This is a genomic window from Variovorax sp. ISS6, from assembly GCF_056523145.1.
Map to the genome: position 1 here is coordinate 1,767,623 of NZ_JAWRZC010000001.1, position 25,962 is coordinate 1,793,584.

Consider the following 25,962-nt stretch of genomic DNA (forward strand, 5'->3'; position numbering starts at 1 on the left):
AAAATGGAACACCGGTGCGGCGCGCGGGCGCCGCGAAGCAGAGGCTTCGCTCGCGCGACGGCGAGCGGGAAAGGAGGAAAGAGGAAGCGCGCCGCGCGGGCCCGCTCGACCGATCAGGCCGCGTCGCGCACCGGGCCCGAGCAGGCGCGCGCCAACGCGCGGTCGAGATCCTCGAGCGCATAGGGCTTGCGCAGCCACACGCTGCCGGCCGGCGGCTGCGCGGGCTCGGGTTCGCCCGAGGCGAAGATCACCGGGATGCGCTCGATCGCCATCAGCTTGGCCGCGAGGTCCTTGCCCGAGAGGCCCGGCAGGCCCACGTCGAGCATCAGCAGGTCGAAGGCGCCGCGCATGTAGCGCGTGATCGCCGACTCCGCGCTGCGCACGCCGGTGGCCCAGTGACCGAGTGCGCGCAGGGCCTCGAGCGAGGTGGCCATCGCGTCCGCGTCGTCCTCGACCACGAGGATGCGCAATCGGTTCGGGTCGGCGGACGGGGGTGTATCGGAGGACAAGGAGGAAGGGCGGTCGACGAAGCTCGGTGCGTTCGCGGAGGGTGCCGAAGGTGCGGAGGGCGTGCTGGCGTTGGGGTTCATGTCGGGATGACGGAAGTACCGTGAGCCCGGGGCTTCGGCGCGGGACGTCGATGCGACAGGCGGCAGGGCTGTGCCGAATGAATGTGTGCGGTGGATGAAGGGATTGCATCCCAAGCTAACCAGCGTAAGTAGATGCGTCTGTCGGACGGCACCGCGTGCCCGCGCGGGGAATGCGCCGCGCGCCCGAAGGCCGGGCACAGGCGAGAGGCCGTGTCGACAGCCAAGGAATCCCGCCTTTCCCACCCTTTTCGCAGCCGCGGGCGGTGCCGTGTCGGCGCAGTCCGTCGATCGCGCAAGACGCCGTTCCATTCCCGTGCAGGACAAGGGCCCGTGTTGGTCCCGGGGCCTGCCGGACCGGCCTTCGCTATGGCATCGTTGCGCCCTGCCCGAATTCCGGGCGCCTTATGTGAATGGACCAGGAGAAACGCATCATGATCAAGATCGGAATAGTGGATGACCATGCCGTGGTTCGCGAGGGCCTCAAGGCGCTGTTCTCGGGCTTCGTCGAATTCCGCGTCGCCGGCGAGGCCTCGTCGGGCCGCGAGGCGATCGACCTCGTGCGCACCACCGAACTCGACGTGCTGCTGATGGACCTGTCGATGCCCGGCCAGAGCGGCATCGACGCGCTGGGCATGATCCGCGCGAAGGCCCCCGACCTCGGCATCCTCGTGCTCAGCGCCTACCCCGAGGAACATTACGCGGTGAACCTGATCCGCCAGGGCGCCTCGGGCTACCTCAACAAGGACTGCGAGCCCGAGGAGATCGCCAACGCGATCCGCACCGTGGCGCTGGGCCGGCGCTACATCACGCCCTCGGTGGCCGAGATCCTCGCCAACCAGCTCGACCGCAAGGACGACGCACCGCCGCACAAGCACCTGTCGGAGCGCGAGTTCCAGGTGTTCCTCAAGCTGGCCAAGGGCGAGTCGGTGGGCAGCATCGGCGACGCGCTGTCGCTGTCGGTCAAGACCGTGAGCACCTACCGCACGCGGCTGCTCGAGAAGCTGCATCTCAACACCAACAGCGATCTCACCTATTACGCGATGAAGGCGCAGCTGATCGACTGAAGCGCGGGCTTCAGAACCAGATGCGCGCCGCGTAGTAGGCGCTCATGAAGAGGCCGGCCGCGATCACCGCGCGCCGCACCGCCCGCGCTGGCAGCACCCGCACCAGGTGACCGCCGGCCCAGCCGCCCGGCAGCGCGCCGGCCAGCATCGCGAGCGTGGCGCCCCAGTGCACCGCGCCCTGTACCACGAAGATGACGATGGCCGCCAGGCTCACGGCGGTGGCCAGCAGGTTCTTCATCACCTTCACGCGCCGGATGTCGTCGGGATCCTCGATCGCCAGCAGCGCGCTGAGCATCACGCCGAGTCCCGCGCCGAAGAAGCCGCCATAGACCGAGACGGCGGCCAGCGCGGCCGTGCCCGCGAGCGCGTTCGGCGCCGCACCCTCGCGCCGCCGCGCGGCCCGGGCCTGGATCCGCGGCGCGAACGCGAACAGCGCGGTCGCGAGGCCGATCAGCAGCGGCACCGGCTGCAGGAACGCGGCCGCGGGCAGCGCGAGCAGCAGCAGCGCGCCCGCGATGCCGCCCAGCGTGGCGGCCGCCAGCGAGAGCGCGAGCCGGCGGTCGGCCGCTGGCAGCCTCTCGCGGTCGGCCACCGCGGCGAGCAGATGGCCCGGCGAGATCGCGACCGCGTTCGATGCATTGGCCACCACCGGCGGCAGGCCGGCCGCGAGCATGGCCGGAAAGGTGATCAGCGTGGCGCCGCCCGCGATCGCGTTGACCGCGCCGCCCACCGCGCCGGCCGCGAACAGCAGCGCCATGACCCTCGGTTCCATCGCCCACCTCCCGTGCGAAAAGACGGGATGCTAGGAACGCGCGCGGCGCCGATCTAGGACGTTTGTGCGCGGGGCCGCATGCCGCGCCGGTAGCGGCCCGGCGACACGCCGAACACGCGGCGGAAGTGGCGGCCCAGGTGACTCTGGTCGGTGAAGCCCAGCTCGAGCGCGAGATCCGCCAGATCGGCATCGCCGCGCAGCCGCTCGCGCGCGACGTTGAGCCGGTCGACCAGCCGCCAGGCATGCGGCGGCAGCCCGGTCTGCGCGGCGAAGCGGCGCGTGAAGGCCTCGCGGCTCAGCCCGAGCCGGCGCGCGATCCCCGACACCGGCCCGTGCCACTCGAGCACGCCGGCCGTGCCCGCGCTCGCGTTTTCGGCCGGCATGTAGACGTTGAGGCAGACCGTGCCTTCGTGCGCATGCGCGAGGCCGCGGTGCGCCACGCCCGCCGGGATCGCGAGGCAGTCGCCCGCGCGCAGCTCGAAGCGCTGGCCGCCGGCCTCGACGACGCGGCTGCCGCGCAGCACGAAGCTCAGCTGCGTCTCGCGATGGAAGTGCGCCTGCAGCAGCGGCACCTGCGTGCCCCGCCAGCGGGCGAGCTCGACGCCGCCGTGCGGCGCCGGCGCGTAGTGCCAGCAGGGCGGGGCGGCATCGGGCCTGGTCATGGCCCGATTATTGGCTCGACTCTCGGCGCGGCTCAGGCGCCCGGCGCGCTCGCCGCGGCCGGATCGTGCTGCAACCGGGGTGGCAGCCGCTCGTCGAGCCAGTCCATGCGCCAGGCCAGCACCGCCACCGCGCCGACGATGCAGGCGGCGGCCACCGCGCCCGTGAGGCCGTGCCGCTCGCGGTAGGGATCGGGCGCGATCCGCCGTGCGCCCGGCGGCACGTGCGCGGTCTGCGACAGCATGCCGCCGAGCCGCACGTTGACCTTCATGCGGCCGTTGATGGCCCAGCCGCTGGCGTCGAGGATCGGGCCCAGGCTGCGCTGGCGCAGCTTGAGCCAGGCGATCAGCATGCTCGGACCCGAGATCGCGATCACGATGCCGACCAGCGCCACCGGGATCCACTGCCCCAGGTCGATGAACTTGCCGAAGATGCCGACCAGCACCGCGCTGATGCTGCCGAGCGCCACGCCGATCGCGGCCACCGTGCCGACGTCGACGCGGCTGGTGGCGGGCAGCGGCGGCTTGGCCGGCGCCTTCGCGGGATCGGCGCCCGCGGCCTGGTCGGCGGTCGCGACCTTGCCGGCCAGCGACTGCAGCGCGGTCTGCGAACCGGCCTCGCTCGCGGCCGCGCGCTTGGCCACCTGTTCCTCGATCATGCGAACGAACTTCTTGTAGGGCGCGAAGAAGGCCTGCGCCACGCTGGTCGGGTTCTCGATCAGCTTGGTGATGGTGGCGTCCCAGTCGCGGCCCTGGCGGTCGTAGAACACGCCGTTGCGGCCGACGAACAGGAAGTCCACGTCGCCCGCGGTGAAGGCCGCGACGATGCTCATCTTCTGCCCCTGGCGCGTGCAGTCGCAGTAGGCCAGGCAGGTCTTCGCGAGGCCCGCGAGCACCGCGTGCTTGGCCGTGTCCTGCACCTGCACCGTGAGCTCGCAGCTGCGCCCGTCGAGGTAGAGCGTGCCGGCCTGGAAGATCGCGCCCTCGCGCCGGTAGAAGGCCTTGAACGAGACGAAGTTGTCGAGCAGCAGCTTGAGGTCGCGCTGCAGCCGCAGCAGCTTCTCGAGGTCGACCAGCAGCTTGTTGTGGGTCTCGGCCGCCTCGTCCTCGGCGATCAGCGCGAGCAGCGCCTCGCGCGTGGCGAGCAGCGCCTCGATGCGCTCGCGCGGCAGGGCCGCGAGCGCATTGGCCGGCCGCGACGCGATCCAGCCCTCGCAGGCGCCGAGCTGCTGGCGCAGCGCCTGCCATTGCTCGTCCTCGAGGCTGTCGCGCTCGCCCAGCAGCGGCGCGACCGCATCGCGCGCGAAGGCCGCGATGGCCTCGGCCCAGGCCGGATTGAGGCTGGTGCCGCGCAGCGGCAGCGAGCGGTGCGGCGTGATCGGCGCCAGCGGCAGCTCGGCGATCGGGTGCGCGTTGGCATCGAGCGTGTGGCCCGCGAGCGCGTCGTAGGCCTCGGGCGAGGGGTTGAGCGCCGTCACGGCCTGCACGTCGTAGGCCGCCACGCGGCAGCGCGCGAAGAAGTCGTCGACCTTGGCCGCCACCTTGCGCATGGCCTCGGCCGCGGCCAGGGTGCGGTCGCCCAGCGCCAGCAGCGCGGCATCGCTGCCCTTGGCGTACCAGTCGCGCATCGCGGCCGCGTCGGCCATGAAGGCCTCGGCGCGCGCGCGGTCGATGCCGGCGGTCTGCTTGTGGCGATCGGGCGTGCTGCCGTGGCTGCGCATCGCCTCGGCGATGGTCGCGCGCAGCGCCTCGTCCTCGGCGGTCTCGGGCGTCACCACGCCGTCGCCGTTGAAGCGCATCGAGGCCAGCCATTCGCCGCGGTCGGAGATGTCGGCCAGCGTGAGGGTGTTGGTGCCTTCCTTGCCGAGCAGGTCGAGGATGCGCCGGCCCTCCTTCGCGAGCTCGGCGCCGGGCGCCTTCGCGCCATCGAGGTCGTCGAGCGACAGCGTGCCGCCGCCCGAGAGCAGCACGTCGGCGCTGCGCAGGCGCTCGCAGGCCCACTGGCAGGCCGCGATCACCTCGGGCGGGCGCACGCGGCCGTCATGGTCGGTGTCGATCAGGTCCAGCGTGCGAGGATCGAAGTCGATGCCGCGCGTGGGGCAGGCCAGCGCGACCCAGAGCTTCTGGTCGAGCTCGGCGATGCGCGCGATGTCCTCGCCGTTGCGGAACACCACCTGGTCGACGCCGCCGGCGCGCATGAACTGCCAGCGATGCGGCGCTGGCGCGGGGGCCGTGGCGCCGGGCGTGCCGGCGGCTTGTGCGGTCGTTGCCTCCGTCATCGTTCCGGCTGCCCTCAGACCGCGACCTTCTTGTGCTCGCCGAGGTTCTTCGGCGGTTCGCCGGTGAGGGCGGCCTTGGCCATCTTGTAGAGCTGGACCATCTTGCTGTCGTCCACGTCCCAGTACTCGGCCTCGACCACGTTCACGGCCAGCAGGCCGAGGTTGGGATCGTCCACGCCCTTCGGGAACCAGGCCTCGACCATCTTGCTGAAGAGGGCGCGCTTCTTGGCCGCGTCCTCGCGCAGCTCGGCGCGGCCCGACACCGACACGTAGCTGTCGCTGTCGGTGTTGGCATAGGCGATGTTCACGACCGGATCGCTCGCGACGTGGCGCGCGATGTCACCGTTCTTCGGCACGAAGAAATAGAGCGTGCCGGCCTCGTCGCCGTCCTTGTTCTGCGTGGTCAGCGGATGGCTGTGCAGCTGGCCGTCGCCGTGGCGGTGCGTGAGCATGCCGAAGCGCGTGTCCTTGATCAGGTCCCAGAGCTTGCTTTGGTCGGTGGTGGTGGCGGTCATGGGGTCTCCTTCAAGACGAAAGGGATGGAAGAAAAAAGCGGGGCTCGATCGGCGGAATGCCGAGGCCTGTGGAGCACCGTAAGGTGCGGGCCGGCACGGTCGCGCGGTCACACGGCGCACGGCCGTGTCATCCGATGCCGACAGCGGGCAGGGTGCGATGGAGAACCGGCGCGGGACAGCGGCGCTCAGGCCGCGGTGGCCGTGCGCTGGCGTATCTCGCTGTGCAGCGCGCGTTCGCCGCTGGCGAGCGCCACTTCGTAGCTGTCGGCAGGGTCGAAGGCGCTGCGCAGCACGCGGGGATGGCCCCCGCCGTCGTCGGTCTCGAGCAGGCGCCAGACAAAGGATCCGGGTGCCGGCTCGTCCACGATGAGTTCGATCGGATGTGTCATGGCCCGACCTTGATCCGATCGGCGGACCGTGTCTGTAGGCCGTGAGCGACGAATCTTCCTCAGCCGCGCGCCGCGGCGCGGAACTCGCCCGGCGTCATGCCCTTGATGCGCCGGAAGTGCCGGTTGAAGTTCGAGATGTTGTTGAAGCCCACCTCGTAGCAGATGCTGCTCACGTGCTGGCGCGTGGAGGCCAGCAGGCGGCAGGCGCGCGCCACGCGCAGGCCGATCACGAAGTCGGTGAAGGTCTGGCCGGTGGCGCGGCGGAAGCTGCGCGAGAAGGCGTTCTCGCGCATGCCGACGATGGCGCCCACCTCGGCCAGCGACAGCCCTTCGGCATAGTTGTCGCGGATGTGGTCGAGCGCCTTGTGGATGCGCAGCGCGGCGCCATGCTCGCCGAGCGAATCGTCGGTGAAGGCGGCGTCGGCCAGCAGCCGGTACTCGGACCATTGCGAGAGCTCGTTGAGCAGCACGGTGAACTCGGCGAAGCGCGCCAGGCCCTGCAGCATCTCGATGCGCCGCAGCCGCGAGACGATGCCTTCGCCCAGGCCCACGAAATGCACGCCCTGCCGCGCGCGCGCCAGCAGCGGCGCGGCGTCGCGCAGTTCGGGAAAGAGCTCCATGCCGCGGCGCAGCGGCTCGTCGCCGAAGCGCAGCACCAGGCCGCCGGCATTGCCGCCGCCGTGCAGCGGATGGTGCTCGAAGGCGAGGCTGTGCGGCAGCCGCGGCCCCAGCAGCACCAGGCTGCCGGGCGCGAAGCGATGGGTTTCCTCGTCGAGGCCCTGGCCCACGCGCAGGCGCGCGGGCGCGGCGCCGATCAGGTGCAGCTCGTGCTCGTGCAGGCAGTTCGTTTCCTGGCCGCGCGCCGACGAGGTGGGCGAGCTTTCGCAGTGGAGGGTGACGCGCGTGTCGGCCGGCTCGGGCGTGGCGGCGGCCGCGTTGCGCCGCGCATCGAGCGCGCGGGCGCGCGCGCCGCCGCGCGGGCGCGGTGCCACCGCGGGCAGCGGCAGCTTGGGGCGCGGCGCGCTGGGCGTGTGGGGCCGGGAGGCGGAGGCCGGGGGGATCGTGTTCAGCAAGACCGAATCTCCAACGGACGAATGGGAATGGCGCCTCAGCTGCGGCGCGGCGGCGGCGGCGCGGCCGTCTGCTGCTGGAACGCGGCCAGCAGCCGGTATTCCTCGCCGAGCTTGCGCGGCAGCGAGAGGTACACCGGCAGCAGCTGCCGGTAGAGCGCGGCGTTGCGCGCGTTGGGCGTATGGCGGTGCGTGGCGCCGACCATGCCCGCCACCACGTCGAGCGAATCGACATGGCCCAGCGCATAGAGCCCGAGCACCGCGGCGCCGAGGCAGGAGCTCTCGAAGCTCTCGGGCACGACCACCTCGCGGTCGAACACGTCGGCCATCATCTGGCGCCACATGCCAGAGCGCGCGAAGCCGCCCGTGGCCTTGATGTGGGCGCTGCGGCCCGCGATCGCCTCGACCGCCGGCAGGATGCTGTGCAGGTTGAAGATCACGCCCTCGAGCACCGCGCGGATCATGTGCTCCTTGCGGTGGTGGATGCCCAGGCCGAAGAAGGAGCCGCGCAGGTTGGCGTTCCAGTAGGGCGCGCGCTCGCCGGTGAGGAAGGGATGGAACACCAGCCCCTCGCTGCCGGCCGACACGCGTTCGGCGATGCGCGTGAGCACCTCGTAGGTGTCGATGCCCAGGCGCTTGGCCGTCTCGGCCTCGGCCGCGGCGAACTCGTCGCGCACCCAGCGCAGGATGATGCCGCCGTTGTTCACCGGACCGCCCACCACCCAGCGCCGCTCGGCCAGCGCATAGCAGAAGGTGCGGCCCTCGGGGTCGGTCATCGGATGGTCGACCACTGTGCGCATCGCGCCGCTGGTGCCGATGGTCACGGCCACCTCGCCGGGCGACACCGCGTTGACGCCGAGGTTCGACAGCACGCCGTCGTTGGCGCCGATCACGAAGGGCGTGTGCTCGGCCAGGCCGAGCTTGGCGGCCACGTCGGCCTCCAGGCCCTCCACATGCCAGGTGGTGGGCACCGGCCGCGAGAGCTGCTCGGCGCGCACGCCGGCCAGCGCGAGCGCGCCCTCGTCCCAGGCCAGCCGCTCGATGTTGAAGAGGCCCGTGGCCGAGGCGATCGAGTGGTCGACCTGCCACTGGCCGAACAGCCGGAAGAACACGTACTCCTTGATGCCGACGAAGCGCTCGGCGCGCGCGAACAGCTCGGCGCGCTCGTGGCGCAGCCAGACCAGCTTGGCCAGCGGCGACATCGGGTGGATCGGCGTGCCGGTGCGGCGGTAGATCGCCAGGCCGTCCCATTCGTCGCGGATGCGCTCGGCCCAGGGCGCGGCGCGCTGGTCGGCCCAGGTGATGCTGGGCGTGAGCGGCGCGCCCGCGCCATCGACCAGGATCAGGCTGTGCATGGCCGCGCTGAAGGACACGGCGAGCACGTCGGCAGGCGCGGCCTTGCTCTCCTGCACGCAGCCCGCGATGGCCGCGAGCACGGCCTGGAAGATCTGCTCGGGATCCTGCTCGGCGGCGCCGGCCTCGGGCGCGAGCAGCGGGTAGCCGACCGCGTGATGGGCCAGCACGCGCCCGGCGGGGGTGAAGGCCACGGCCTTGGTGCTGGTGGTTCCGATGTCGACGCCGATGACGGTGCGGCCCATGGGTGCTTCCTCCTCAGACCACCATGCTCAGCAGCATGATGAAGACGATGCCGACGACCGAGATCAGCGTTTCCATCACGGTCCAGGTCTTGAAGGTCTCGGCCACCGTCATGTTGAAGTACTGCTTGACCAGCCAGAAGCCCGCGTCGTTGACGTGCGACAGGATCAGCGAACCCGCGCCCGTGGCCAGCACCAGCAGCTCGCGGTTCACGCCCGGCACCATGGTGGCCAGCGGCGCGACGATGCCCGCGCCCGTGATGGTGGCGACCGTGGCCGAGCCGGTGGCGATGCGGATCAGGCCCGCGACCAGCCAGGCCAGCAGGATCGGCGAGACCTGCGCGTTCAGCGCCATGTGGCCGATCGCGTTGCCCACGCCGCTGGCCACCAGCATCTGCTTGAAGCCGCCGCCCGCGCCGATGATCAGCACGATGGCCGCCGTGGGCGCCAGGCTGTCGTCGACGAACTTCATGATCTGCTTGCTCGTGAAGCCGCGCGCATAGCCGAAGGTGTAGAGCGACAGCAGGAGCGCCGCCAGCAGCGCGGTGATCGGATGGCCGATGAAGTCCATCCACTGGCGCACGATGTTCTTCTCGTCGAGCGCCACGTCGGCGAAGGTCTTCAGCAGCATCAGGCCCACGGGCAGCAGCACCGTCAGCAGCGTGACGCCGAAGCCCGGCAGCTCGCGCGCCTCGGGCTCGCGCGCCAGCTGCTCGAGCAGCTCGGGCGAGGCCTCGCCGGGCACGTACTTCGAGATGAACTTGCCGAAGATCGGGCCCGCGATCATCGCGGTGGGCAGGCCGACGATCAGGCCGTAGAAGATGGTCTTGCCGATGTCGGCGCCGAACACGCCGATGGCCAGCAGCGGCCCCGGATGCGGCGGCACCAGGCCGTGCACCACCGACAGGCCCGCCAGGAGCGGAATGCCGATGCGGATCAGCGACACGCCGGTGCGCCGCGCCACGATGAACACCAGCGGGATCAGCAGCACGAAGCCGATCTCGAAGAACAGCGGGATGCCGACCAGGAAGGCCGCGAACATCATCGCCCAGTGCACGCGCTCCTTGCCGAAGGCGTCGATCAGCGTGCGCGCGATGCGGTCGGCGCCGCCCGACTCGGCCATCATCTTGCCGAGCATGGTGCCCAGGCCGAGCACGATGCCCACGAAGCCCAGCACGCCGCCGAAGCCGTCCTGGAAGGACTTCATCACCAGGTCCACCGGCATGCCCGAGGTCAGGCCGAGGAAGCCCGCGGCCAGGGTCAGCGCGATGAAGGGGTGCACGCGCCAGCGCGTGATCAGAAGGATGAGCCCGAGGATCGCCACCAGGGCGTCGACGAGCAGGAACACCTCTTTGCTCATTCCGAACATGTCTGTCTCCTGAAGCCGGGCGCTGCAAAGGCGGCCGGCGGGGTCGGGATAGCGCTATCCTGCACAACCCAAAAAAACCAGCCTCTGAAGCATCCTCGGGTTTTTCCGAGGCGGCAAGGGCCGGGACAGCGCTATCCTAGGACAGCGCTGTCCAATTCCGGATCGGTAGTAACCCTAGATTTCGCCATGGCCGATGTCCCCGAGCGCCCGCGCTCCCGTTCTTCCAGCCGCGTGACCCTCGACGACGTGGCGCGCGTCTCGAGCGTGAGCCCGATCACCGTCTCGCGCGCGCTGCGCGGCGCGCGCAACGTGGCGCCCGAGCTGAAGGCGCGGGTGCAGGCCGCGGTCGACGAGCTCGGCTACGTGCCCAACGTGGCGGCGCGCGCGCTGGCCTCGGCGCGCAGCTCGCACGTGGCGGTGCTGATCCCGTCGCTGACCAACCAGCTGTTCGTGGAGCTGCTCGAGGCGGTGCAGGACACGCTGGCGCCGCATGGCTTCCAGTCGCTGATCGGCGTGACCCACTACGACCCCGCGCAGGAGGAGGCGCTGCTGCGCAGCTATCTCTCGCAGCGGCCCGCGGGCCTCTTGCTGACCGGTTTCGACCGCAGCGCGGGCGCCACCCGCCTGCTCGAGGCCAGCGACGCGCCCTGCGTGCACCTGATGGAGACCTCGGAGGCGCCCGGCATCCACAGCGTGGGCTTCTCGCAGCAGGACGCGGGCCGCGCCATCGTCGAGCACCTGCTCGCGCGCGGCCGCCGCCGCATCGCCTATGCCGCGGGCCAGCTCGATCCGCGCGTGCTGCAGCGCCTGGCCGGCTACCGCGAGGCGCTGCGCGCGGCCGGCTGCCACGATCCGGCGCTCGAGTTGCTGACGCCCGGGCCCACCTCGCTCGCGCTCGGCGGGCGCCAGTTCGAGGAACTGCTCGCGCGCCATCCCGACCTCGACGCGATCTTCTATTGCAACGACGACCTGGCCCAGGGCGGGCTGCTGGCCGCGCTGCGCACCGGCGTGCCGGTGCCCGAGCGCGTGGCGATCGCGGGCTTCAACGACCTCGGCGGCAGCGACCAGATGCTGCCGCCGCTGACCACCGTGCGCACGCCGCGCCGCGAGATCGGCGAGCGCGCGGCCGGCATGCTGCTCGCGCTGATGCGCGACGAGCCCGTGGCGGACGCGCGGCGCACCGTGGACCTGGGCTTCGAACTGGTGGTGCGGCAGAGCAGCTGAGCCGCGCCCCGTTGCTCACTGCCCGTAGAGGCCCACCACGCTCTGTCCCATCAGCGTGCGGCCCTTGAGCGCCGCCAGCAGTTCGTCGCGCGTCAGGCCCTCGGGCAGCGAGCCCGGCTCGACCTCGGTGGCGATCACCGTCAGCACATAGTGGTGCGGCAGGTCGCCGGCCGGCGGGCACATGCCGCGGTAGGCGGTGGCGCCGGCCACGTTCTTGCCGACGCTGAACTCGGCGTTCGCCGCCTGGCCCTCGCCCTGTCGCAGTTGCCCCTTGGCGGCCGGGATGTTGTAGGCCACCCAGTGCGAGACGCCGAGGCCCTTGCCGCCATCGGGATCGCTCATCAGCACCGCGACCGAGCGCGTGCCCGCGGGCAGGTCGCTCCAGGCCACGGGCGGCGACACGCCCTGGCCGCCGCAGCCCGGCGCGTCGCCCGCATGGATCTTCGGCATGGTCGCGCCGTCGGCGAAGGCGCTCGACGTGACCTTCATGCCCGCGGCCTGGGCGCCGAGCGCGAGGCCGGCCAGCAGGGCCGTGCAGAGGATGCGTGTCGTGTTCCTCATGGCCTCAGACCACCTTGACCGACAGGTTCGGCAGCCCGTCGATGTGGATCTCGATCAGGTCGCCGCGCACCACCGGGCCCACGTTCTCGGGCGTGCCCGCGTAGATGATGTCGCCGGGCTGCAGCTCGAAGGCCTGCGACAGCCGGCTGATCTGCTCGGCCACCGACCAGATCATGTGCTTGAGCGTGGCGCTCTGCTTCGTCTCGCCGTTGACCTTGAGCCAGATCGCGCCGTCGCTGAAATGGCCGACCTGCGCCACCGGATGGATCGGGCCCACGGGCGCCGAATGGTCGAAGCTCTTGCCGATCTCCCAGGGCTTCTTCTGGTCGCCCATGCCGCGCTGCAGGTCGCGCCGCGTCATGTCCAGGCCCAGCGAGTAGCCGTAGACCAGGCCCAGTGCATCGTCGATCGAGACGTCGCGTCCGCCCTTGCCGAGCGCCACCACGAGCTCGGCCTCGTAGTGGTAGTTCTTCGTCAGCGTGGGATAGGGGTGGTCGGCCACGGTGCCGGGCAGCACCACCTGCACCGCGTCGGCCGGCTTCTGGAAGAAGAAGGGCGGTTCGCGCGTCGGGTCGGAGCCCATCTCGCGCGCATGCGCGGCGTAGTTGCGGCCGATGCAGTAGATGCGGCGCACCGGGAACACCTGGTCGCTGCCGGCGATCGGGATGGTCGCGGCTGGCACGTCGAACGGCGTCTTCGCATTGCGCGCGGCGCCCGCGGGCAGCGCGCAGCCGGCGATGGCGCCCGTGGCCATGGCGGCGCCGGCCAGCAGGCCGCGGCGGGAGGAATTGCTCATACGGTGGTCTCCTTCGGTAGTAGCCGGACGATTCTGGGAGCCCGGGTGCGCGCGCTTGCGCACGCATCTACGCAAAAGCAGGACGCAGGCAACACCCGGGGCCCGGGCGTACCATCGCGCGATGCCCGCTTCGAGCTCGAGCCATCGCCTCTACGGCATGCAGGAGCGCGCCGACCACCTCGATTTCGACATCCGCTTCGAGGGCGCGCGCGACGTGCTCGCGCGCCCGCACCGCCACGAGTACTTCCAGATCCAGGTCGGCATCGAGGGCGAGTCGCGGCAATTGATCGGCGGCGCCGCGCGGCCCTTCGGCGCGGGCCACCTGAGCTTCGTGCTGCCGTACCGGCTGCACGTGGTGCCGCATCCGCCGGGCGCGCGCTACGCCATCGTCAACTTCGACCAGTCCTTCCTCTGGCCCGAGCTCGCGGTCGAGCCGCTCGATCTCGAGGAGGTGCCGATCGCGCGCCATCCCGAGCTCGCGCCTTTCCTGTTCCAGGAGTACGTGGACTTCCGCTTCGAGGCCGAGGACTTCGCGCGCATCCTCGGCTGGCTCGAGGAGCTGTCGGCGCTCAACCGCGAAGGGCGCTTCGCGGCCGGCGGCGCGATCCGCGGCATCCTGCTGCAGCTGCTCTCGCTGGCCTGCCGCCGCCACGAGGCGGCGCTGCGCGAACAGGCGGTGCGCCACCGCGGCCACAGCTCGCGGCGCGATGCGCTGCAGCGCGTGCTGCACTACGTGCGCGAGCACCTGGGCGAGGAGATGTCGCTCAACGACGCGGCCGCGGCCGCGATGCTGTCGCCGAACTACCTCGCGCACCTGCTGAAGAAGCAGACCCAGCGCACCTTCACCGAGCTCGTGACCGAAAGGCGGCTGGAGCGCGCGCGCGAACTGCTGCTGGCCTCGGACGGCCGCATCGCCGACATCGCGCGGCAATGCGGCTTCGCCGACGCGGTCTATTTCAGCCGGCGCTTCCGGCAGCACATGGGGCTGACGCCGCGCGAGTTCCGCGCGCAGTCGGTGGCGCGGCCCGGCGGGCCGCCGTAGCTCAGGCCGCCGGCGGCTCGACCGGCAGCGCGCGCTTGTGCGCGCTCTTGCGGTGCGTCGCGAGGATGATCTCGCGCGCCGCGGCCGATACCGGCTTGCCCTCGAGGAAGTCGTCGATCTGCTCGTAGGTCACGCCGAAGGCGTCCTCGTCGGGCTTGCCCGGCACCAGCGACTCGAGGTCGGCCGTGGGCACCTTGTAGACCAGCGCATCGGGCGCGCCGAGCAGCTGCGCCACCGCGCGCACGCGGCGCTTGTTGAGGCCGGTCAGCGGCGTGATGTCGGCCGCGCCGTCGCCGAACTTGGTGAAGAAGCCCATCAGCGCCTCGGCCGCGTGGTCGGTGCCGATCACGATGCCGTTGTGCGCGCCCGCCACCGCGAACTGCGCGATCATGCGCTGGCGCGCCTTGATGTTGCCGAGCACGAAGTCCTCGTGCGCCGCGTCGCGGAAGGCGAGGTCGCCGGCCTTGAGCGCCGCGAGCATCGCGTCGGCCGCGGGCCGCACGTCCACCGTCAGCAGGCGGTCGGGGCGGATCACGGCCAGCGAGGCCTGCGCCTCGGCCTCGTCCTTCTGCACGCCGTAGGGCAGCCGCATCGCGATGAAGGTGGCCTCGCGGCCCTCGGCGCGCAGCCGCTCGACCGCGCGCTGGGCGAGGCAGCCGGCGGTCAGCGAATCCACGCCGCCGCTGATGCCCAGCACGTAGGTCGACAGACCGGTGCGGCGCAGGTAGGCGGCGAGGAACTCGACGCGCCGCTCGAGCTCGGCGGCGGCGTCGAACACGGGCGCGACGGACAGCGCCGCGATGATCTCGCGCTGCGTGGCGTCGACGGGGGACAGTTCGGTGCTCATGGAAAAGGTCTCCGTGGGTTCGCGGACATCAGAAGTCGACCAGGCTCAGGCCGATGCTCAACACCGTGCGCTTGCGGTTGTAGTCCACCAGCGTGTCGCCGTAGCCGTGGAACAGCTGCGTGTGGAAGCGCAGGTTGCTCTTCGTCGGGTCGCCGATCGCCTTCATCCACTCGAGCCGCACCGAGCCGCGCCCGCTGTCGCGCAGGTTGTTGCGCACCGTGATGCCCAGCGTGTTGTTGCGGTCGAGGTTCCAGCGGCCGGTGATCTCGGCGCGGCCGACGTAGTCGGCGATGTCGGGGTTGTCGTCCTTCTCCGGGTTCTCCGACAGGCGTTTCCAGATCCGGCCCGTGATGCTGAAGCGGTCGTCGAGCTCGGCGCCGCCCATCAGGTAGACGCGGTTCCAGCTGCGCGACAGCGGCAGGCTCTGGCCGTTGGACTGGTGCACGATGCCCAGTCCGGTGTAGCGCCAGCGCCAGCCGCCCGGCAGCTTGAAGTCGGTCGGGTAGACATACATCAGCTCGGGTTCGTGGTCGGTGGTGCGGAAGGGCCGCGAGATCGCGCCGTTGAACAGCTGCCAGGTCGACTGCTGCGTGTAGGCGAACCACAGCGAGTCCTTCCTGATCGGGTCGTTCTGCGTCAGCAGGCCCTGCGCGAGCTTGGTGCGCACCGACAGGCCGATGCGCATCTCGTTGGCCTGGTAGGCCACCGGGTCGGCGGTGTGGCCGGCCGAGGGCGAAGTGGGCGTGTCGGGCTTGTGGGTCGCGGCCGAGACCGAGACGTTGAGCGGCCGGTAGCCGCGGAAGCCGAAGGTGCCGCAGTCGGTGGCGGTCTCGAGTTCCCAGAAGCGCGACAGCGCCGAGTACTGCCGGTCGCGGCAGCCCTCGGTGGTGGCGACCGAGACCACGCGCGTGGCCGGGATCGAGCCGTCGACCGGCGGCGCGGGCTGGGTGTTGGCGAGCACCGGCGGCGCGACCGGCACCGACACCGAGGGCAGCGTCTGCTGCTGGGCCCAGCGGTCGTAGCAGGCCAGCCGCGCGGCGTTGTCGGCGCCGAGCGCGGCGCAGCTCTGCCAGGTGAGCTGGTTGTCGGCCAGCGGGCTCTTGGGCTGATCGACGGCCTGCGCCTGCGCGGCGCCGGCCAGCAGCAGCGCCGCGGTGGCCAGGACCGCGCGCAGGCGGCCTTGCATGGTGGTGTTCATTTCCCCGACCCTTCCTTTTTCGTCAGCACGAAGGGATGCGTGCTCTCATCGGTGGCATCGCGCCAGGTGCCGCGGAATTCGCGGCCGCAGCCGCCGGGCGCCATCGCGCCGACCCAGACGCCGCTGATGCTGCGCCCGTCGAGCGATTCGTCGATGGCCAGCGTGCCGTCGTCGCCGATGTCGCCCGCCAGTTGCGCTACCGCGGCCGGCCGGCCGGTGGCGGCGGGGCGCGCGACGGTGCCGCGCACGCCGGCGTATTCGGGATGGCGGCCCAGCTGCACGACGGCCACGGCCGGCAGGCCGTCGAAGCGCGCCTCCCAGCGGCCGTAGAGCGCCTCGGGCGGCAGGTCCTGCACGCTCTCGGGGCAGGCGCTGCCTTGGGCGAGCGCGCCGGCCGAAGCCGCAAGGGCGAGGGCCGCGAGGGCCAGTCCTCGAACGGGCCGCTTCATGGCGCGGTCGACGAGGCCGCGGCGGCGGCCGCGCCTTCCTGTGCCTTGCGCGCGAACTCCGCGCGCAGCGCCTTGAGCTTCTCGCGCGGGTCCTCGCGCGTGGTGCTCTTGTCGAGCGCCATCTCGGCGATGAAGCGGCTGGGCTGCGCGAGCACCATCTCGCGGCCCTTCTTGCGGCGCTTGGTCCAGCTCACCGCGAGGCTGCGCTGCGCGCGCGTGATGCCCACGTACATCAGCCGGCGCTCTTCCTGCAGCCGCTCGAGCGTGCTCTCGCTGACCTGCTGCTGGCGGCCGTCGTCGTCGTCGAGCTTGAAGGGCAGCAGGCCCTCGTTGCAGCCGATCAGCATCACGTGCGGCCACTCGAGGCCCTTGGAGGCGTGCAGCGTCGAGAGCGTGACCACGTTCTGGTCCTGCTCGCGCTCGCTGATGGTCGACAGCAGCGAGATCGTCTGCGCCACCTCGAGCAGGCTCTTGGGCTCGCTGGTGTTGTTGACGCCGGCCGCGTCGTCGAGCTCGCCGCCGCAGCGCTGCGCCATCCAGTCGCAGAACTCCATCACGTTGGTCCAGCGCGTGGCCGCGGCCTGCTCGCTGTCCTCGCCGTCGTAGAGGTGCTTCTCGTACTCGATCTCCTTGAGCCAGGTGTCGAGGAAGGCACGCGCGTTCTCGGCGCCCAGGGTCTGGCGCGCGCGGTATTCGAGGTCGTTGATGTAGCGGCCGAACTCGTGCAGGCTTTCGAGCGCGCGCTTGGGCATCACGCTGGGCAGCGAGGACGAGAACAGCGCCTCGAACAGGCTCAGCTTGTACTGGCTGCCGAAGGTGCCCAGCGCCGCCAGCGTGGTGTGGCCGATGCCGCGCTTGGGCGTGGTGATGGCGCGCAGGAACGCGGGATCGTCGTCGTTGTTGACCCACAGGCGGAACCAGCCGCAGAGGTCCTTGATCTCGGCGCGGTCGAAGAAGCTCTGACCGCCCGAGACCTTGTAGGGCACCTGCGCGCGCCGCAGCGCCTGCTCGAACACGCGTGCCTGGTGGTTGGCGCGGTAGAGGATCGCGAAGTCGCGGAACTCCTTGTGGGTCGAAGTCTCGCGCAGGCTCACGAGGCGCGCCACCGTGCGCTCGGCCTCGTGCATCTCGCTGTCGCAGTCGACCACGCGCACCGGCTCGCCCTCGCCGAGCTCGGAGAACAGCGTCTTCGGGAACAGCTTGGGGTTGGGGCCGATCACGTTGTTGGCCGCGCGCAGGATGGCGCTGGTCGAGCGGTAGTTCTGCTCGAGCTTGATGACCTTGAGCGTGGGGTAGTCGACCGGCAGCTTGCGCAGGTTGTCGAGCGTGGCGCCGCGCCAGCCGTAGATCGACTGGTCGTCGTCGCCCACCGCCGTGAAGTGGCCGCGCGTGCCCGACAGCGCCTTGAGCACCTCGTACTGGGTGGCGTTGGTGTCCTGGTATTCGTCCACCAGGATGTGGCCCAGCGTGGCCTGCCACTTGTTGCGCACTTCCTCGAAGTCGCGCAGCAGCTTGAGCGGCATGCCGATCAGGTCGTCGAAGTCCACGCTCTGGTAGGCGGCCAGGCGCTCCTCGTAGCGCGCCATGATGGTGGCCGTGATGCGCTCGTTGTCGTCGGCCGCGATGGCCTCGGCCTGGGCCGCGTTCAGGCCCATGTTCTTCCACTTGCTGATGGTCCACTGCCAGATGCGCGCGGTGGCGAGGTCGCTGGTGCCGCCCGCGTCCTTGAGGATCTTGGTCACGTCGTCGGCATCGAGGATGCTGAACTGCGACTTCAGGCCCAGCACCGCGCCGTCCTCGCGCATCATGCGCACGCCCAGCGCGTGGAAGGTGCAGATCACCACCTTCTTGGCATCGCGCCCGATCAGCCCCTTGGCGCGCTCGCGCATCTCGGCGGCCGCCTTGTTGGTGAAGGTGATGGCCGCGATCCGCTGGGGCTCGAGCCCGGCCTGGATCAGGCGCGCGATCTTGTGCGTGATCACCCGCGTCTTGCCCGAGCCCGCGCCCGCCAGTACGAGGCAGGGGCCGTGCATGTAGTTGACCGCTTCTTGTTGCGCGAGATTGAGACCGTGGGACATGGAAAGGGGAGGGGGAGCCGGCAGGGGCCGCGGGGCGCGGCGGGCGCGAAAGCGCGCAATGATACGGGGGCCGCAGGGGCCGCGGCGTCGGCCGATACCGCGATGTGGGAAGCGCGGTAAACGCACCGTAAAGGGGCATCGGCGGCCTTCGGCGAGGGCCGGGGCCGGCGGCGACAATCGCGCCGTGCTGCCCGTATTTCTCGTTACCTTTCCCTTCTTCGCGTTGATCGCCGCCGGTTACGGCGCCGCCCGTGCCCGCATCCTTCCGCTCGATGCGATCCCCGGCCTCAACACCTTCGTCCTCTACTTCGCGCTGCCCTGCATGCTGCTGCGCTTCGGCGCCGGCACGCCGATCGGCCAGCTGCTCGACGGCAGCGTCGCGCTGGTCTGGGGCCTGAGCGCGCTCCTGGTGGTGGGCTGCGTGGTGGCGTTCACGCGCAACGCGCGCATCGGCTGGAACGACGCCGCCTTCGGCGCGCTGGTGGCGGCCTTCCCGAACACCGGCTTCATGGGCGTGCCGCTGCTGGTGGCCATCCTCGGCGCGCAGGCGGCCGGGCCGATGATCATCACCATCGCCTTCGACCTCGTGGTCACCTCCTCGCTGTGCATCGCGCTGTCGCGGCTCGACGGCGCCAGCGGGAGCGGGACGCACCACGGGCCGCGGCAGGCCGCGCGCCAGGCGCTGCGCGGCATCCTGGTCAATCCGATGCCGTGGTCGATCCTGCTCGGCGTGCTGCTGTCGGCCGCGCGCTGGAAGTTGCCGGGCCCGGTGGAGCGCACGGTGGCGATGCTGGCCGATGCGGCCTCGCCGGTGGCCCTGTTCACCATCGGCGCGGTGCTCGCGCGCTCGGCGCTGGTGGCGCGCGAGCACGGCGCGAGCGCGGCCGTGGCCCAGGCCATGGGCAGCGGCGCGCGGCCCCTGCCGAAGGCGCCGCTGGCCGACGTGCTGCCGGTGGTGCTGGTGAAGTTGCTCGTGCACCCGCTGCTGGTGTGGGGACTGGGGCTCGCGGCGATCGCGCTGGGCCTGCCGCTGTCGGGGCCGGCGCTGGTGGCGATCGTGCTGGTGGCGGCGCTGCCGAGCGCGAGCAACGTGTCGATGCTGGCCGAGCGCTTCGGCGCCGACAACGGGCGCATCGCGCGCATCATCCTGTGGACGACGGTGGCGGCCTTCTTCAGCTTTCCGCTGGCGGTCGGCTTGCTGAAGTGAAGCGTCTTACGGGCTCAGCACACCGAGCTTGAAAGGATCGGCATCGGGCAGGCGCTCGCACTTCGAGAAATCGCGGCCCTGCGTGCCGTCGCAATAGAAGGCGTTGTAGATGCGGCCGAACAGCGAGGGGCTGGCGGTGAACAGCACGCCGTGCTCGGGCTGCCAGTTGTCGTGCGCGCCACGGCCGTCGGCCGAGGCCTCGATCACCTTGGGCGCATTGGCGCCCGTCGTGAAGTCGGCCGGCGTCCTGTGCGCGTCGTCGCGCCAGCGCACCGCGAGTTCGGCGGCCGTGGGCCGCGCCGCCACCGGCAGCATCAGGCCGTTGACCTGGAAGCCGTCGCTGAAGCGGTGCGTCTTGCCCGCGAGGAAGGCGTAGGCGCAGGCCGCCATGCACTGGCCGCGCACCTCGGTCTCGACGCCGCTCGCGCGGATCGCGTCGGCATAGGCGCCGGCCGCCTCGGCGGTGCCGCCAAGGGAGTCTTCCAGCACCACGGTGCGCACCGTGCCGCTGTTCAGGTGGTCGATGAAGCTCGCGAGCTCGCTGCCGTCGAGCATGCCCGAGACCAGCAGCAGCCGGCCCTGGCGTTCGATCTCGGCGGCGTGCGCGGCCACGGGTGCGAGCATGAGGAAGCAGGCCCAAGCGGAGGCCGCGACAGACAGAATCCCACTTGCGAAATGGAGAGGTTTCACGAGCGACCTTTGCCTTCCGGAGAGCGGGCTCGATGGGCGCCCAGGGCCCGGAGGAGCGCCGCGTCGCGGACTCCTCCACGGAGTCTTTTGCAGCGCCGCTCGCACGGCGTCAACTCTTTTTTCAGAATTTTTCCCGCGCCCCATGCCGGCCGTAAGACATAGCTACCCGATACCACTTCGGATGAATGCTTGAGTTCGCATCCGCGCTGCTAAAGTGGGCCGCAGACCGGAAGATGGCATGGGAGCTCGCACGATGATGGCAACACTGTTCCGAATTCTTTTATGGCTGGCGTGGCTCGCCGGCGCGGGCTGGCTCTGGCAGGCCGGCAAGCTCGGCACGGCGTCGGCGCTCGCGCTCGGCGCGCTGAGCCTGGTGGTGTTCGCCTGGCCCGGCAGCGTCGCGCGGCGGCGCCATGCGGACCGCGAACTGCGCTATGTCGAGATGGGCAAGGAGCCGATGAGCCTGCACTGAGCGCGGGCCCATGGCGACGAGGTTCAGATCCCCTGCGGATCGACGTCGATCAGCCAGCGGATCACGCCCTTGCCCTCGGGCGTGCGCCGCAACGCATGCAGCTGCGGTTGCCACAGCGCGAGCATGCGCTGCAGCGCGGCGCGCGACGCGCTCTCCAGCAGCATCTGCGCGCGCTCCACGTTGGCCACGCGCTGGATCGCCAGCGGCACGGCCGGATAGCGCATCACCTGCGCCGCTCCCTCCAGTCCATCGGCCGCGGCGCTCGCCGCATTGAGAAAGGCCTGCGCCGCCTCCTGCGTGCGCGCATCGGCGCGCACCAGCGCCTGGTAGGCGAAGGGCGGCATCGCTGCGGCCTGCCGCTCCTCGAGCTGCTGCGCCGCGAAGGCCGGGTAGTCGTGCCGGCGCAGCGCCTGGAACAGCGGATGCTGCGCATGGTGCGTCTGGATCCACATCTCGGCCGTGCTGCCCTGCGTGGCCAGGTAGGCGGCATCGCGGCCCGCGCGGCCGGCCGACTGCATCAGCAGGCTGAACAGCCGCTCGGGCGCGCGGAAGTCGCTCGAGAACAGCGCGCCGTCGGGGTTGACCGCGGCCACCAGCGTGATGCGGCGGAAGTCGTGGCCCTTGGCGATCATCTGCGTGCCGACCAGCACGTCGACCTCGCCCGCATGCACCGCCGCGAGCTGCGATTCGAGCGCGCCCTGCTTCTTGGTGCTGTCGGCGTCGATGCGCGCGATGCTCACCGCGCTGCCGTCGGGCCGCTTCACGGCCGAGAACAGCTCGGCCAGGTGCTCCTCGAGCCGCTCGGTGCCGCGGCCCACGGGCGCGATGTCGAGGTTGCCGCAGACCGGGCAGGCGCGCGGCACGCGCTCGGTGTAGCCGCAGTGGTGGCAGCGCAGCGTGCGGTCGATCTTGTGGAACACGCGGTAGGCGCTGCAGTGCGGGCACTCGCTCTTCCAGCCGCAGTCGCCGCAGGCCAGCACCGGCGCATAGCCGCGCCGGTTGAGGAAGATCATGCTCTGCTCGCCGCGCGCGATGCGCTGGCCGATGGCATCGAGCAGCGTGGCCGAGAGCACGGTCTTCGCGGGCTGCAGCGTCATGTCGACCAGCCGCACCGTGGGCAGCTCGCCCGCGCCGATGCGCGAGGGCATGGCCAGCCGCACGTAGCGCCCGCCGAGGTCGCCGTCGGCGGCCGGGCGGCTCTGGTGCCAGCTTTCGAGCGAGGGCGTGGCCGAGCCCAGGATCACCTTGACCTTCTCGCGGTGGCCGCGCCACACGGCGAGGTCGCGCGCCGAATAGCGCGCGCCTTCCTGCTGCTTGTAGCTCGGGTCGTGTTCCTCGTCGACCACGATCAGCGCCAGCTTCGGCATCGAGGCGAACACCGCCATGCGCGTGCCCAGCACGATGCGCGCGGCGCCCGCGTGCGCGGCCAGCCAGCTCGCGAGACGCTGCGGGTTCGTCATGCCGCTGTGCAGCGACACCACCGCCTGCGCGCCGAAGCGCGCCTTGAAGCGGGCCTCGAGCTGCGGCGTGAGGTTGATCTCGGGCACCATCACCAGCGCCTGCGCCTCGGGCGAGCGCGCCAGCAGCGCGGCCACGCAGCGCAGGTAGACCTCGGTCTTGCCGCTGCCGGTGCTGCCGGCCAGCAGGAACGGGCCTTCCTCGGCCTCGATGCGCGCGAGCGCGGCCGCCTGCTCGGGGCTGGGCTCGACCGGGGAGGGCGTGCCGGTGTCGGCCGCGGCCTCGTCGTCGGCCCCCTTGCGCTTGAGCCGGCGCGCGAGCTGCACCGTGCTCAGGTCGCGCAGCTGCGGCGGCAGCGCGGCCAGCGCGATCTCGCCGATCGAGCGCTGGTAGTAGCGCCCGGCGAAGGCCACCAGGTCGCGCCAGGCCGGGCCCAGCGGCGCGAGCGCGTCGAGCGCGGCGCCCACCGGCTTGAGCGCCAGGTCGGGCGCGGCCAGTTCCTCGGCCGTCCGCGCCTCGGCATGCCAGACCACCCCGAGCACCTCGCGCCGGCCCAGCGGCACCCGCACCAGCGTGCCGGCCGGCAGCGGCGCGTCGCCGCCATAGCTCAGCACGTCGCCCAGCGCGCTGTGCGCGGGCGTCTGCACCGCCACGTCGATGCGCCAGGGCAAGGCGGCGCCGGACGTGACTGGGCCGCCGTTCGTCGGCTCGCCGAGCAGGTCTTCGCTGGGAATGGGGCGGCTTGGGATGGTGTCCTCGTTGGCGGGGTTTGTTAAAGCAGTGTTGAGCAAAGTCACTTAAGTCGTTGATTTTTCAGTGCTTTGCGGCCCGTCCAGAGTTTCTGTGGATAACTTTGTTGAAAACCGGGCTGGACTCGTCGCCAGGCCTTGAAAATCAAGGCTCTGGCTGGATTGCCCGCAAAAAGGGCAAAGTTCAAACTCCATATAAATCAACAACTTAGCTTCGCTATTGCTTTGGTAGCGGCGCCAGGACCGCCTAACGCAATCTTGCGCACTGCAACACGCGTTTTGTGCATAAGTCGGTCGCCGAAGCCCGTGTTGGGCCTTGACAAAGCCGCTGCGCCGCATTCTGGCCATCTTCTTTTCCACATCCGCCGCGCTGGCGGGTGGCTGCGGCCGGCGGCTGGCGGGCCGTGTCAGACGGGCTGCCGCAGCCGGCGCGATTGCGCGTGCACCGCCTGCACCAGCGCCGACACGTGTTCGGGCGGCGTGAACTGGCTGATGCCGTGGCCCAGGTTGAAGATGTGGGTCGGCCCGGCGGTCGCGCGGTCGGTGTGCGGCGCGCCGAAGGCCTGCAGCACCTTCGCCACCTCGGCCTCGATGCGCGCGGGCGGCGCGAACAGCACGTTGGGGTCGATGTTGCCCTGCAGCGCCTTGGCCTGGCCGTCGCTGCCCTCGGCCACGCGGCGGCGCGCGGCGCCGAGGTTCACGGTCCAGTCCACGCCGAGTACCTGGCAGTCGAGCGCGCGCATGTCCTCGAGCCAGAGCCCGCCGCCCTTGGTGAAGACGATGCGCGGCACCGGCTGGCCGTCGGGGCCGTGGCGCTTGAGGCCGGCGAGCACGCGCGCGGTGTAGGCCAGGCTGAATTCCTGGAACGCGCCGTCGGCCAGCACGCCGCCCCAGCTGTCGAACACCATCACGGCCTGCGCGCCGGCGTCGATCTGGGCGTTGAGGTAGGCGGCCACGGCATCGGCGTTGATCGCGAGCACGCGGTGCATCAGGTCGGGGCGGCCGTAGAGCATGCTCTTCACGAGCCGGTAGTCGCTCGAGCCCGCGCCCTCGACCATGTAGCAGGCCAGCGTCCAGGGGCTGCCCGAGAAGCCGATCAGCGGCACGCGGCCGTCGAGCGCCTTGCGGATCGAGGCCACGGCGTCGAAGACGTAGCGCAGCTTGTCCATGTCGGGCACCTCGAGCGCGGCCACGGCCGCCTCGTCGCGCAGCGGGCGCGCGAAGCGCGGGCCCTCGCCGGCCTCGAACGAGAGGCCCAGGCCCATCGCGTCGGGCACGGTGAGGATGTCGGAGAACAGGATCGCCGCGTCGAGCGGATAGCGCGCCAGCGGCTGCAGCGTGACCTCGGTCGCGTGGTCGACGTTGGTGGCCAGTCCCATGAAGCTGCCGGCCCGCGCGCGGGTGGCGACGTACTCGGGCAGGTAGCGGCCGGCCTGGCGCATCAGCCAGACGGGCGTGTGGTCGGTGGCCTGGCGCCAGCAGGCTCGCAGGAAGGTGTCGTTTTGCAGGGGGGCGAAGGGCATCGGGCGATTGTCGCAGGGCCCCCGCCGCGCGCCCGTCAGACCGCCGGCACGCGCCGCGCGTCGGCCGGGCTCACGTTGCGCCGGTAGAGCACCAGTGTCGCGACCAGCCCGCAGATCGCGGCCGCCGTCATCCACAGGCCCGGCGCGGCCTTGTCGCCGGTCATCTCGATCAGGCCGGTGGCCACGGCCGGCGTGAAGCCGCCGAACAGCGCGGTCGCGAGGCTGTAGGCCAGCGAGAAGCCGGCGGTGCGCACGCTGACCGGCATCACCTCGGTCAGCGCCACCACCATCGCGCCGTTGTAGCTCGCGTAGAGGAACGAGAGCCACAGCTCGACCTCGAGCATGCGCGCGAAGTTCGGCGCGCCGACCAGCCACTTGAGCGACGGATAGGCCGTGAGGATGGTCAGCACGGTGAACGCGATCAACAGGGGCTTGCGGCCCACGCGGTCCGACAGCGCGCCCATGATCGGCAGCCAGATGAAGTTGGAGATGGCCACGCACAGCGTGACGACCAGCGCGTCGGTGGTGCTCAGGTGCAGCACGGCCTTGCCGAAGGTGGGCGTGTAGACCGTGATCAGGTAGAAGGACACGGTGGTCATCGACACCAGCATCATCCCGGCGATCACCAGGCCCCAGTTGGCGACCATCGAGCGGAAGATCTCGCGCGCGTCGGGGCGGTGCTTGCGCGCCATGAACTCCTCGGTCTCCTGCAGCGAGCGGCGGATCACGAACAGCACCGGCACGATCAGGCAGCCGACGAAGAAGGGCACGCGCCAGTAGAAGTCGCCGATCTCCTGCGCGCTGAAAGTCACGTTGAGCCAGTAGCCGAGCGCGGCCGCCACCACGATGGCGACCTGCTGGCTGGCCGACTGCCAGCTCACGTAGAAGCCCTTGCGGCCCGGCGTGGCCATCTCCGACAGGTAGACCGACACGCCGCCGAGCTCCACGCCGGCCGAGAAGCCCTGCAGCAGCCGCCCGATCAGCACCAGGAGCGGCGCGGCGAAGCCGATGGTGGCGTAGGACGGCACGCAGGCGATCAGCAGCGTGCCCAGCGCCATCAGCGCGAGCGTGACGATCAGGCCCTTGCGGCGGCCCACGCGGTCGACGTAGGCGCCGAGGAAGATCGCGCCCAGCGGCCGCATCAGGAAGCCGGCGCCGAAGGTCATGAAGGTCAGCATCAGCGAGGCGAACTCGTCGCCGGCCGGGAAGAAGGCCTTCGAGATCTGCGTGGCGTAGAAGCCGAACAGGAAGAAGTCGAACATCTCCATGAAGTTGCCGCCGGTCACGCGCAGGACGGTGGCGAACTTGGAGCTGGAGGCAGTCGCGCCTTTGGACGCTGTGGTCATGTGTGGGGTCCCCTGGATGC

The 25,962-nt window shown here is 71.0% G+C and carries 24 protein-coding genes; 5 read left to right on the top strand and 19 right to left on the bottom strand.

What is annotated here, in order from left to right; all coding sequences use genetic code 11:
- Positions 1-113 precede the first annotated feature (113 nt).
- Entirely contained in the window at positions 114-590 is a 477-nt protein-coding gene (locus AC1HIL_RS08110) for a response regulator (protein ID WP_172705410.1), read from the bottom strand.
- Between the two features lie 431 nt (positions 591-1,021).
- Here AC1HIL_RS08110 and AC1HIL_RS08115 point away from each other — a divergent pair, with 431 nt between their 5' ends.
- Positions 1,022-1,654: a response regulator gene (locus AC1HIL_RS08115; protein ID WP_057593235.1), complete on the top strand. Its 633-nt coding sequence runs from the start codon at positions 1,022-1,024 to the stop codon at positions 1,652-1,654.
- Positions 1,655-1,664: 10 nt separating this feature from the next.
- On the opposite strand, the gene AC1HIL_RS08120 is transcribed toward AC1HIL_RS08115, so the two are convergent.
- The 8 genes from AC1HIL_RS08120 to AC1HIL_RS08155 all read right to left on the bottom strand — a co-directional run bounded on the left by AC1HIL_RS08120 (position 1,665) and on the right by AC1HIL_RS08155 (position 10,302).
- A complete protein-coding gene (locus AC1HIL_RS08120) occupies positions 1,665-2,426 on the bottom strand; it encodes a sulfite exporter TauE/SafE family protein (RefSeq protein WP_057593215.1) in 762 nt (253 codons plus the stop codon).
- A gap of 53 nt (positions 2,427-2,479) precedes the next feature.
- Positions 2,480-3,088, bottom strand: coding sequence for an AraC family transcriptional regulator (locus AC1HIL_RS08125; protein WP_261216395.1), 609 nt, complete (start codon positions 3,086-3,088; stop codon positions 2,480-2,482).
- A gap of 32 nt (positions 3,089-3,120) precedes the next feature.
- Entirely contained in the window at positions 3,121-5,364 is a 2,244-nt protein-coding gene (locus tag AC1HIL_RS08130) for a hypothetical protein (RefSeq protein ID WP_261216393.1), read from the bottom strand.
- Positions 5,365-5,378: 14 nt separating this feature from the next.
- Positions 5,379-5,879: a pyridoxamine 5'-phosphate oxidase family protein gene (locus AC1HIL_RS08135; protein ID WP_057593212.1), complete on the bottom strand. Its 501-nt coding sequence runs from the start codon at positions 5,877-5,879 to the stop codon at positions 5,379-5,381.
- Between the two features lie 185 nt (positions 5,880-6,064).
- Complete coding sequence (locus tag AC1HIL_RS08140; RefSeq protein WP_057593211.1) at positions 6,065-6,268, bottom strand: hypothetical protein; 204 nt, start codon at positions 6,266-6,268, stop codon at positions 6,065-6,067.
- 59 nt (positions 6,269-6,327) lie between these two features.
- The gene (locus AC1HIL_RS08145) at positions 6,328-7,341 is read right to left on the bottom strand and encodes a helix-turn-helix domain-containing protein (RefSeq protein ID WP_479671550.1); all 1,014 of its coding nucleotides are present in this window, start codon (positions 7,339-7,341) and stop codon (positions 6,328-6,330) included.
- Between the two features lie 35 nt (positions 7,342-7,376).
- The gene (gene gntK, locus AC1HIL_RS08150; RefSeq protein WP_479671551.1) at positions 7,377-8,936 is read right to left on the bottom strand and encodes a gluconokinase; all 1,560 of its coding nucleotides are present in this window, start codon (positions 8,934-8,936) and stop codon (positions 7,377-7,379) included.
- 13 nt (positions 8,937-8,949) lie between these two features.
- Positions 8,950-10,302, bottom strand: a complete 1,353-nt coding sequence (locus tag AC1HIL_RS08155; protein ID WP_057593209.1) for a GntP family permease — start codon at positions 10,300-10,302, stop codon at positions 8,950-8,952.
- Between the two features lie 186 nt (positions 10,303-10,488).
- Here AC1HIL_RS08155 and gntR point away from each other — a divergent pair, with 186 nt between their 5' ends.
- On the top strand, positions 10,489-11,526 hold the full coding sequence (gene gntR, locus AC1HIL_RS08160; RefSeq protein WP_479671552.1) for an HTH-type transcriptional regulator GntR: 1,038 nt from the start codon (positions 10,489-10,491) through the stop codon (positions 11,524-11,526).
- A gap of 15 nt (positions 11,527-11,541) precedes the next feature.
- On the opposite strand, the gene AC1HIL_RS08165 is transcribed toward gntR, so the two are convergent.
- Positions 11,542-12,087, bottom strand: coding sequence for a YbhB/YbcL family Raf kinase inhibitor-like protein (locus tag AC1HIL_RS08165; RefSeq protein WP_479671553.1), 546 nt, complete (start codon positions 12,085-12,087; stop codon positions 11,542-11,544).
- A gap of 4 nt (positions 12,088-12,091) precedes the next feature.
- A complete protein-coding gene (locus tag AC1HIL_RS08170; protein ID WP_057593206.1) occupies positions 12,092-12,883 on the bottom strand; it encodes a fumarylacetoacetate hydrolase family protein in 792 nt (263 codons plus the stop codon).
- A gap of 157 nt (positions 12,884-13,040) precedes the next feature.
- Between AC1HIL_RS08170 and AC1HIL_RS08175 the strand changes: the two genes are divergently transcribed.
- Positions 13,041-13,925 (top strand): AraC family transcriptional regulator, encoded by an 885-nt coding sequence (locus tag AC1HIL_RS08175; protein ID WP_479672475.1) that lies wholly within the window; start codon positions 13,041-13,043, stop codon positions 13,923-13,925.
- A gap of 1 nt (position 13,926) precedes the next feature.
- Here the strand turns inward: AC1HIL_RS08175 and nadE are convergent, their stop codons facing one another.
- Genes nadE through AC1HIL_RS08195 form a run of 4 tightly spaced genes read right to left on the bottom strand, consistent with a single transcriptional unit; the run spans position 13,927 to position 18,497 of the window.
- Positions 13,927-14,772 carry an ammonia-dependent NAD(+) synthetase gene (nadE, locus tag AC1HIL_RS08180; protein ID WP_261216382.1) on the bottom strand — a complete coding sequence of 282 codons (846 nt, stop codon included), beginning with the start codon at positions 14,770-14,772 and terminating at the stop codon, positions 13,927-13,929.
- Between the two features lie 28 nt (positions 14,773-14,800).
- Positions 14,801-15,970: a phospholipase A gene (locus AC1HIL_RS08185; protein ID WP_479671554.1), complete on the bottom strand. Its 1,170-nt coding sequence runs from the start codon at positions 15,968-15,970 to the stop codon at positions 14,801-14,803.
- Positions 15,967-16,419 carry a hypothetical protein gene (locus tag AC1HIL_RS08190; protein ID WP_479671555.1) on the bottom strand — a complete coding sequence of 151 codons (453 nt, stop codon included), beginning with the start codon at positions 16,417-16,419 and terminating at the stop codon, positions 15,967-15,969. Before AC1HIL_RS08190 ends, AC1HIL_RS08185 begins: the two co-directional genes overlap by 4 nt.
- Complete coding sequence (locus AC1HIL_RS08195; protein WP_057593203.1) at positions 16,416-18,497, bottom strand: ATP-dependent helicase; 2,082 nt, start codon at positions 18,495-18,497, stop codon at positions 16,416-16,418. Before AC1HIL_RS08195 ends, AC1HIL_RS08190 begins: the two co-directional genes overlap by 4 nt.
- Before the next feature lie 184 nt (positions 18,498-18,681).
- Between AC1HIL_RS08195 and AC1HIL_RS08200 the strand changes: the two genes are divergently transcribed.
- Complete coding sequence (locus AC1HIL_RS08200) at positions 18,682-19,704, top strand: AEC family transporter (protein ID WP_479671556.1); 1,023 nt, start codon at positions 18,682-18,684, stop codon at positions 19,702-19,704.
- Between the two features lie 6 nt (positions 19,705-19,710).
- On the opposite strand, the gene AC1HIL_RS08205 is transcribed toward AC1HIL_RS08200, so the two are convergent.
- Positions 19,711-20,328, bottom strand: coding sequence for a hypothetical protein (locus AC1HIL_RS08205; protein WP_261216379.1), 618 nt, complete (start codon positions 20,326-20,328; stop codon positions 19,711-19,713).
- 319 nt (positions 20,329-20,647) lie between these two features.
- Here AC1HIL_RS08205 and AC1HIL_RS08210 point away from each other — a divergent pair, with 319 nt between their 5' ends.
- Complete coding sequence (locus tag AC1HIL_RS08210; RefSeq protein WP_261216378.1) at positions 20,648-20,866, top strand: hypothetical protein; 219 nt, start codon at positions 20,648-20,650, stop codon at positions 20,864-20,866.
- A gap of 23 nt (positions 20,867-20,889) precedes the next feature.
- On the opposite strand, the gene AC1HIL_RS08215 is transcribed toward AC1HIL_RS08210, so the two are convergent.
- The 3 genes from AC1HIL_RS08215 to tcuC form a co-directional block, all read right to left on the bottom strand.
- Complete coding sequence (locus AC1HIL_RS08215; RefSeq protein ID WP_479672476.1) at positions 20,890-22,995, bottom strand: primosomal protein N'; 2,106 nt, start codon at positions 22,993-22,995, stop codon at positions 20,890-20,892.
- A 485-nt stretch (positions 22,996-23,480) separates the two neighbouring features.
- Positions 23,481-24,596 (bottom strand): uroporphyrinogen decarboxylase, encoded by a 1,116-nt coding sequence (hemE, locus tag AC1HIL_RS08220; protein ID WP_479671557.1) that lies wholly within the window; start codon positions 24,594-24,596, stop codon positions 23,481-23,483.
- 35 nt (positions 24,597-24,631) lie between these two features.
- Positions 24,632-25,942, bottom strand: a complete 1,311-nt coding sequence (gene tcuC / locus AC1HIL_RS08225) for a tricarballylate/proton symporter TcuC (RefSeq protein WP_479671558.1) — start codon at positions 25,940-25,942, stop codon at positions 24,632-24,634.
- Between the last annotated feature and the right edge of the window lie 20 nt (positions 25,943-25,962).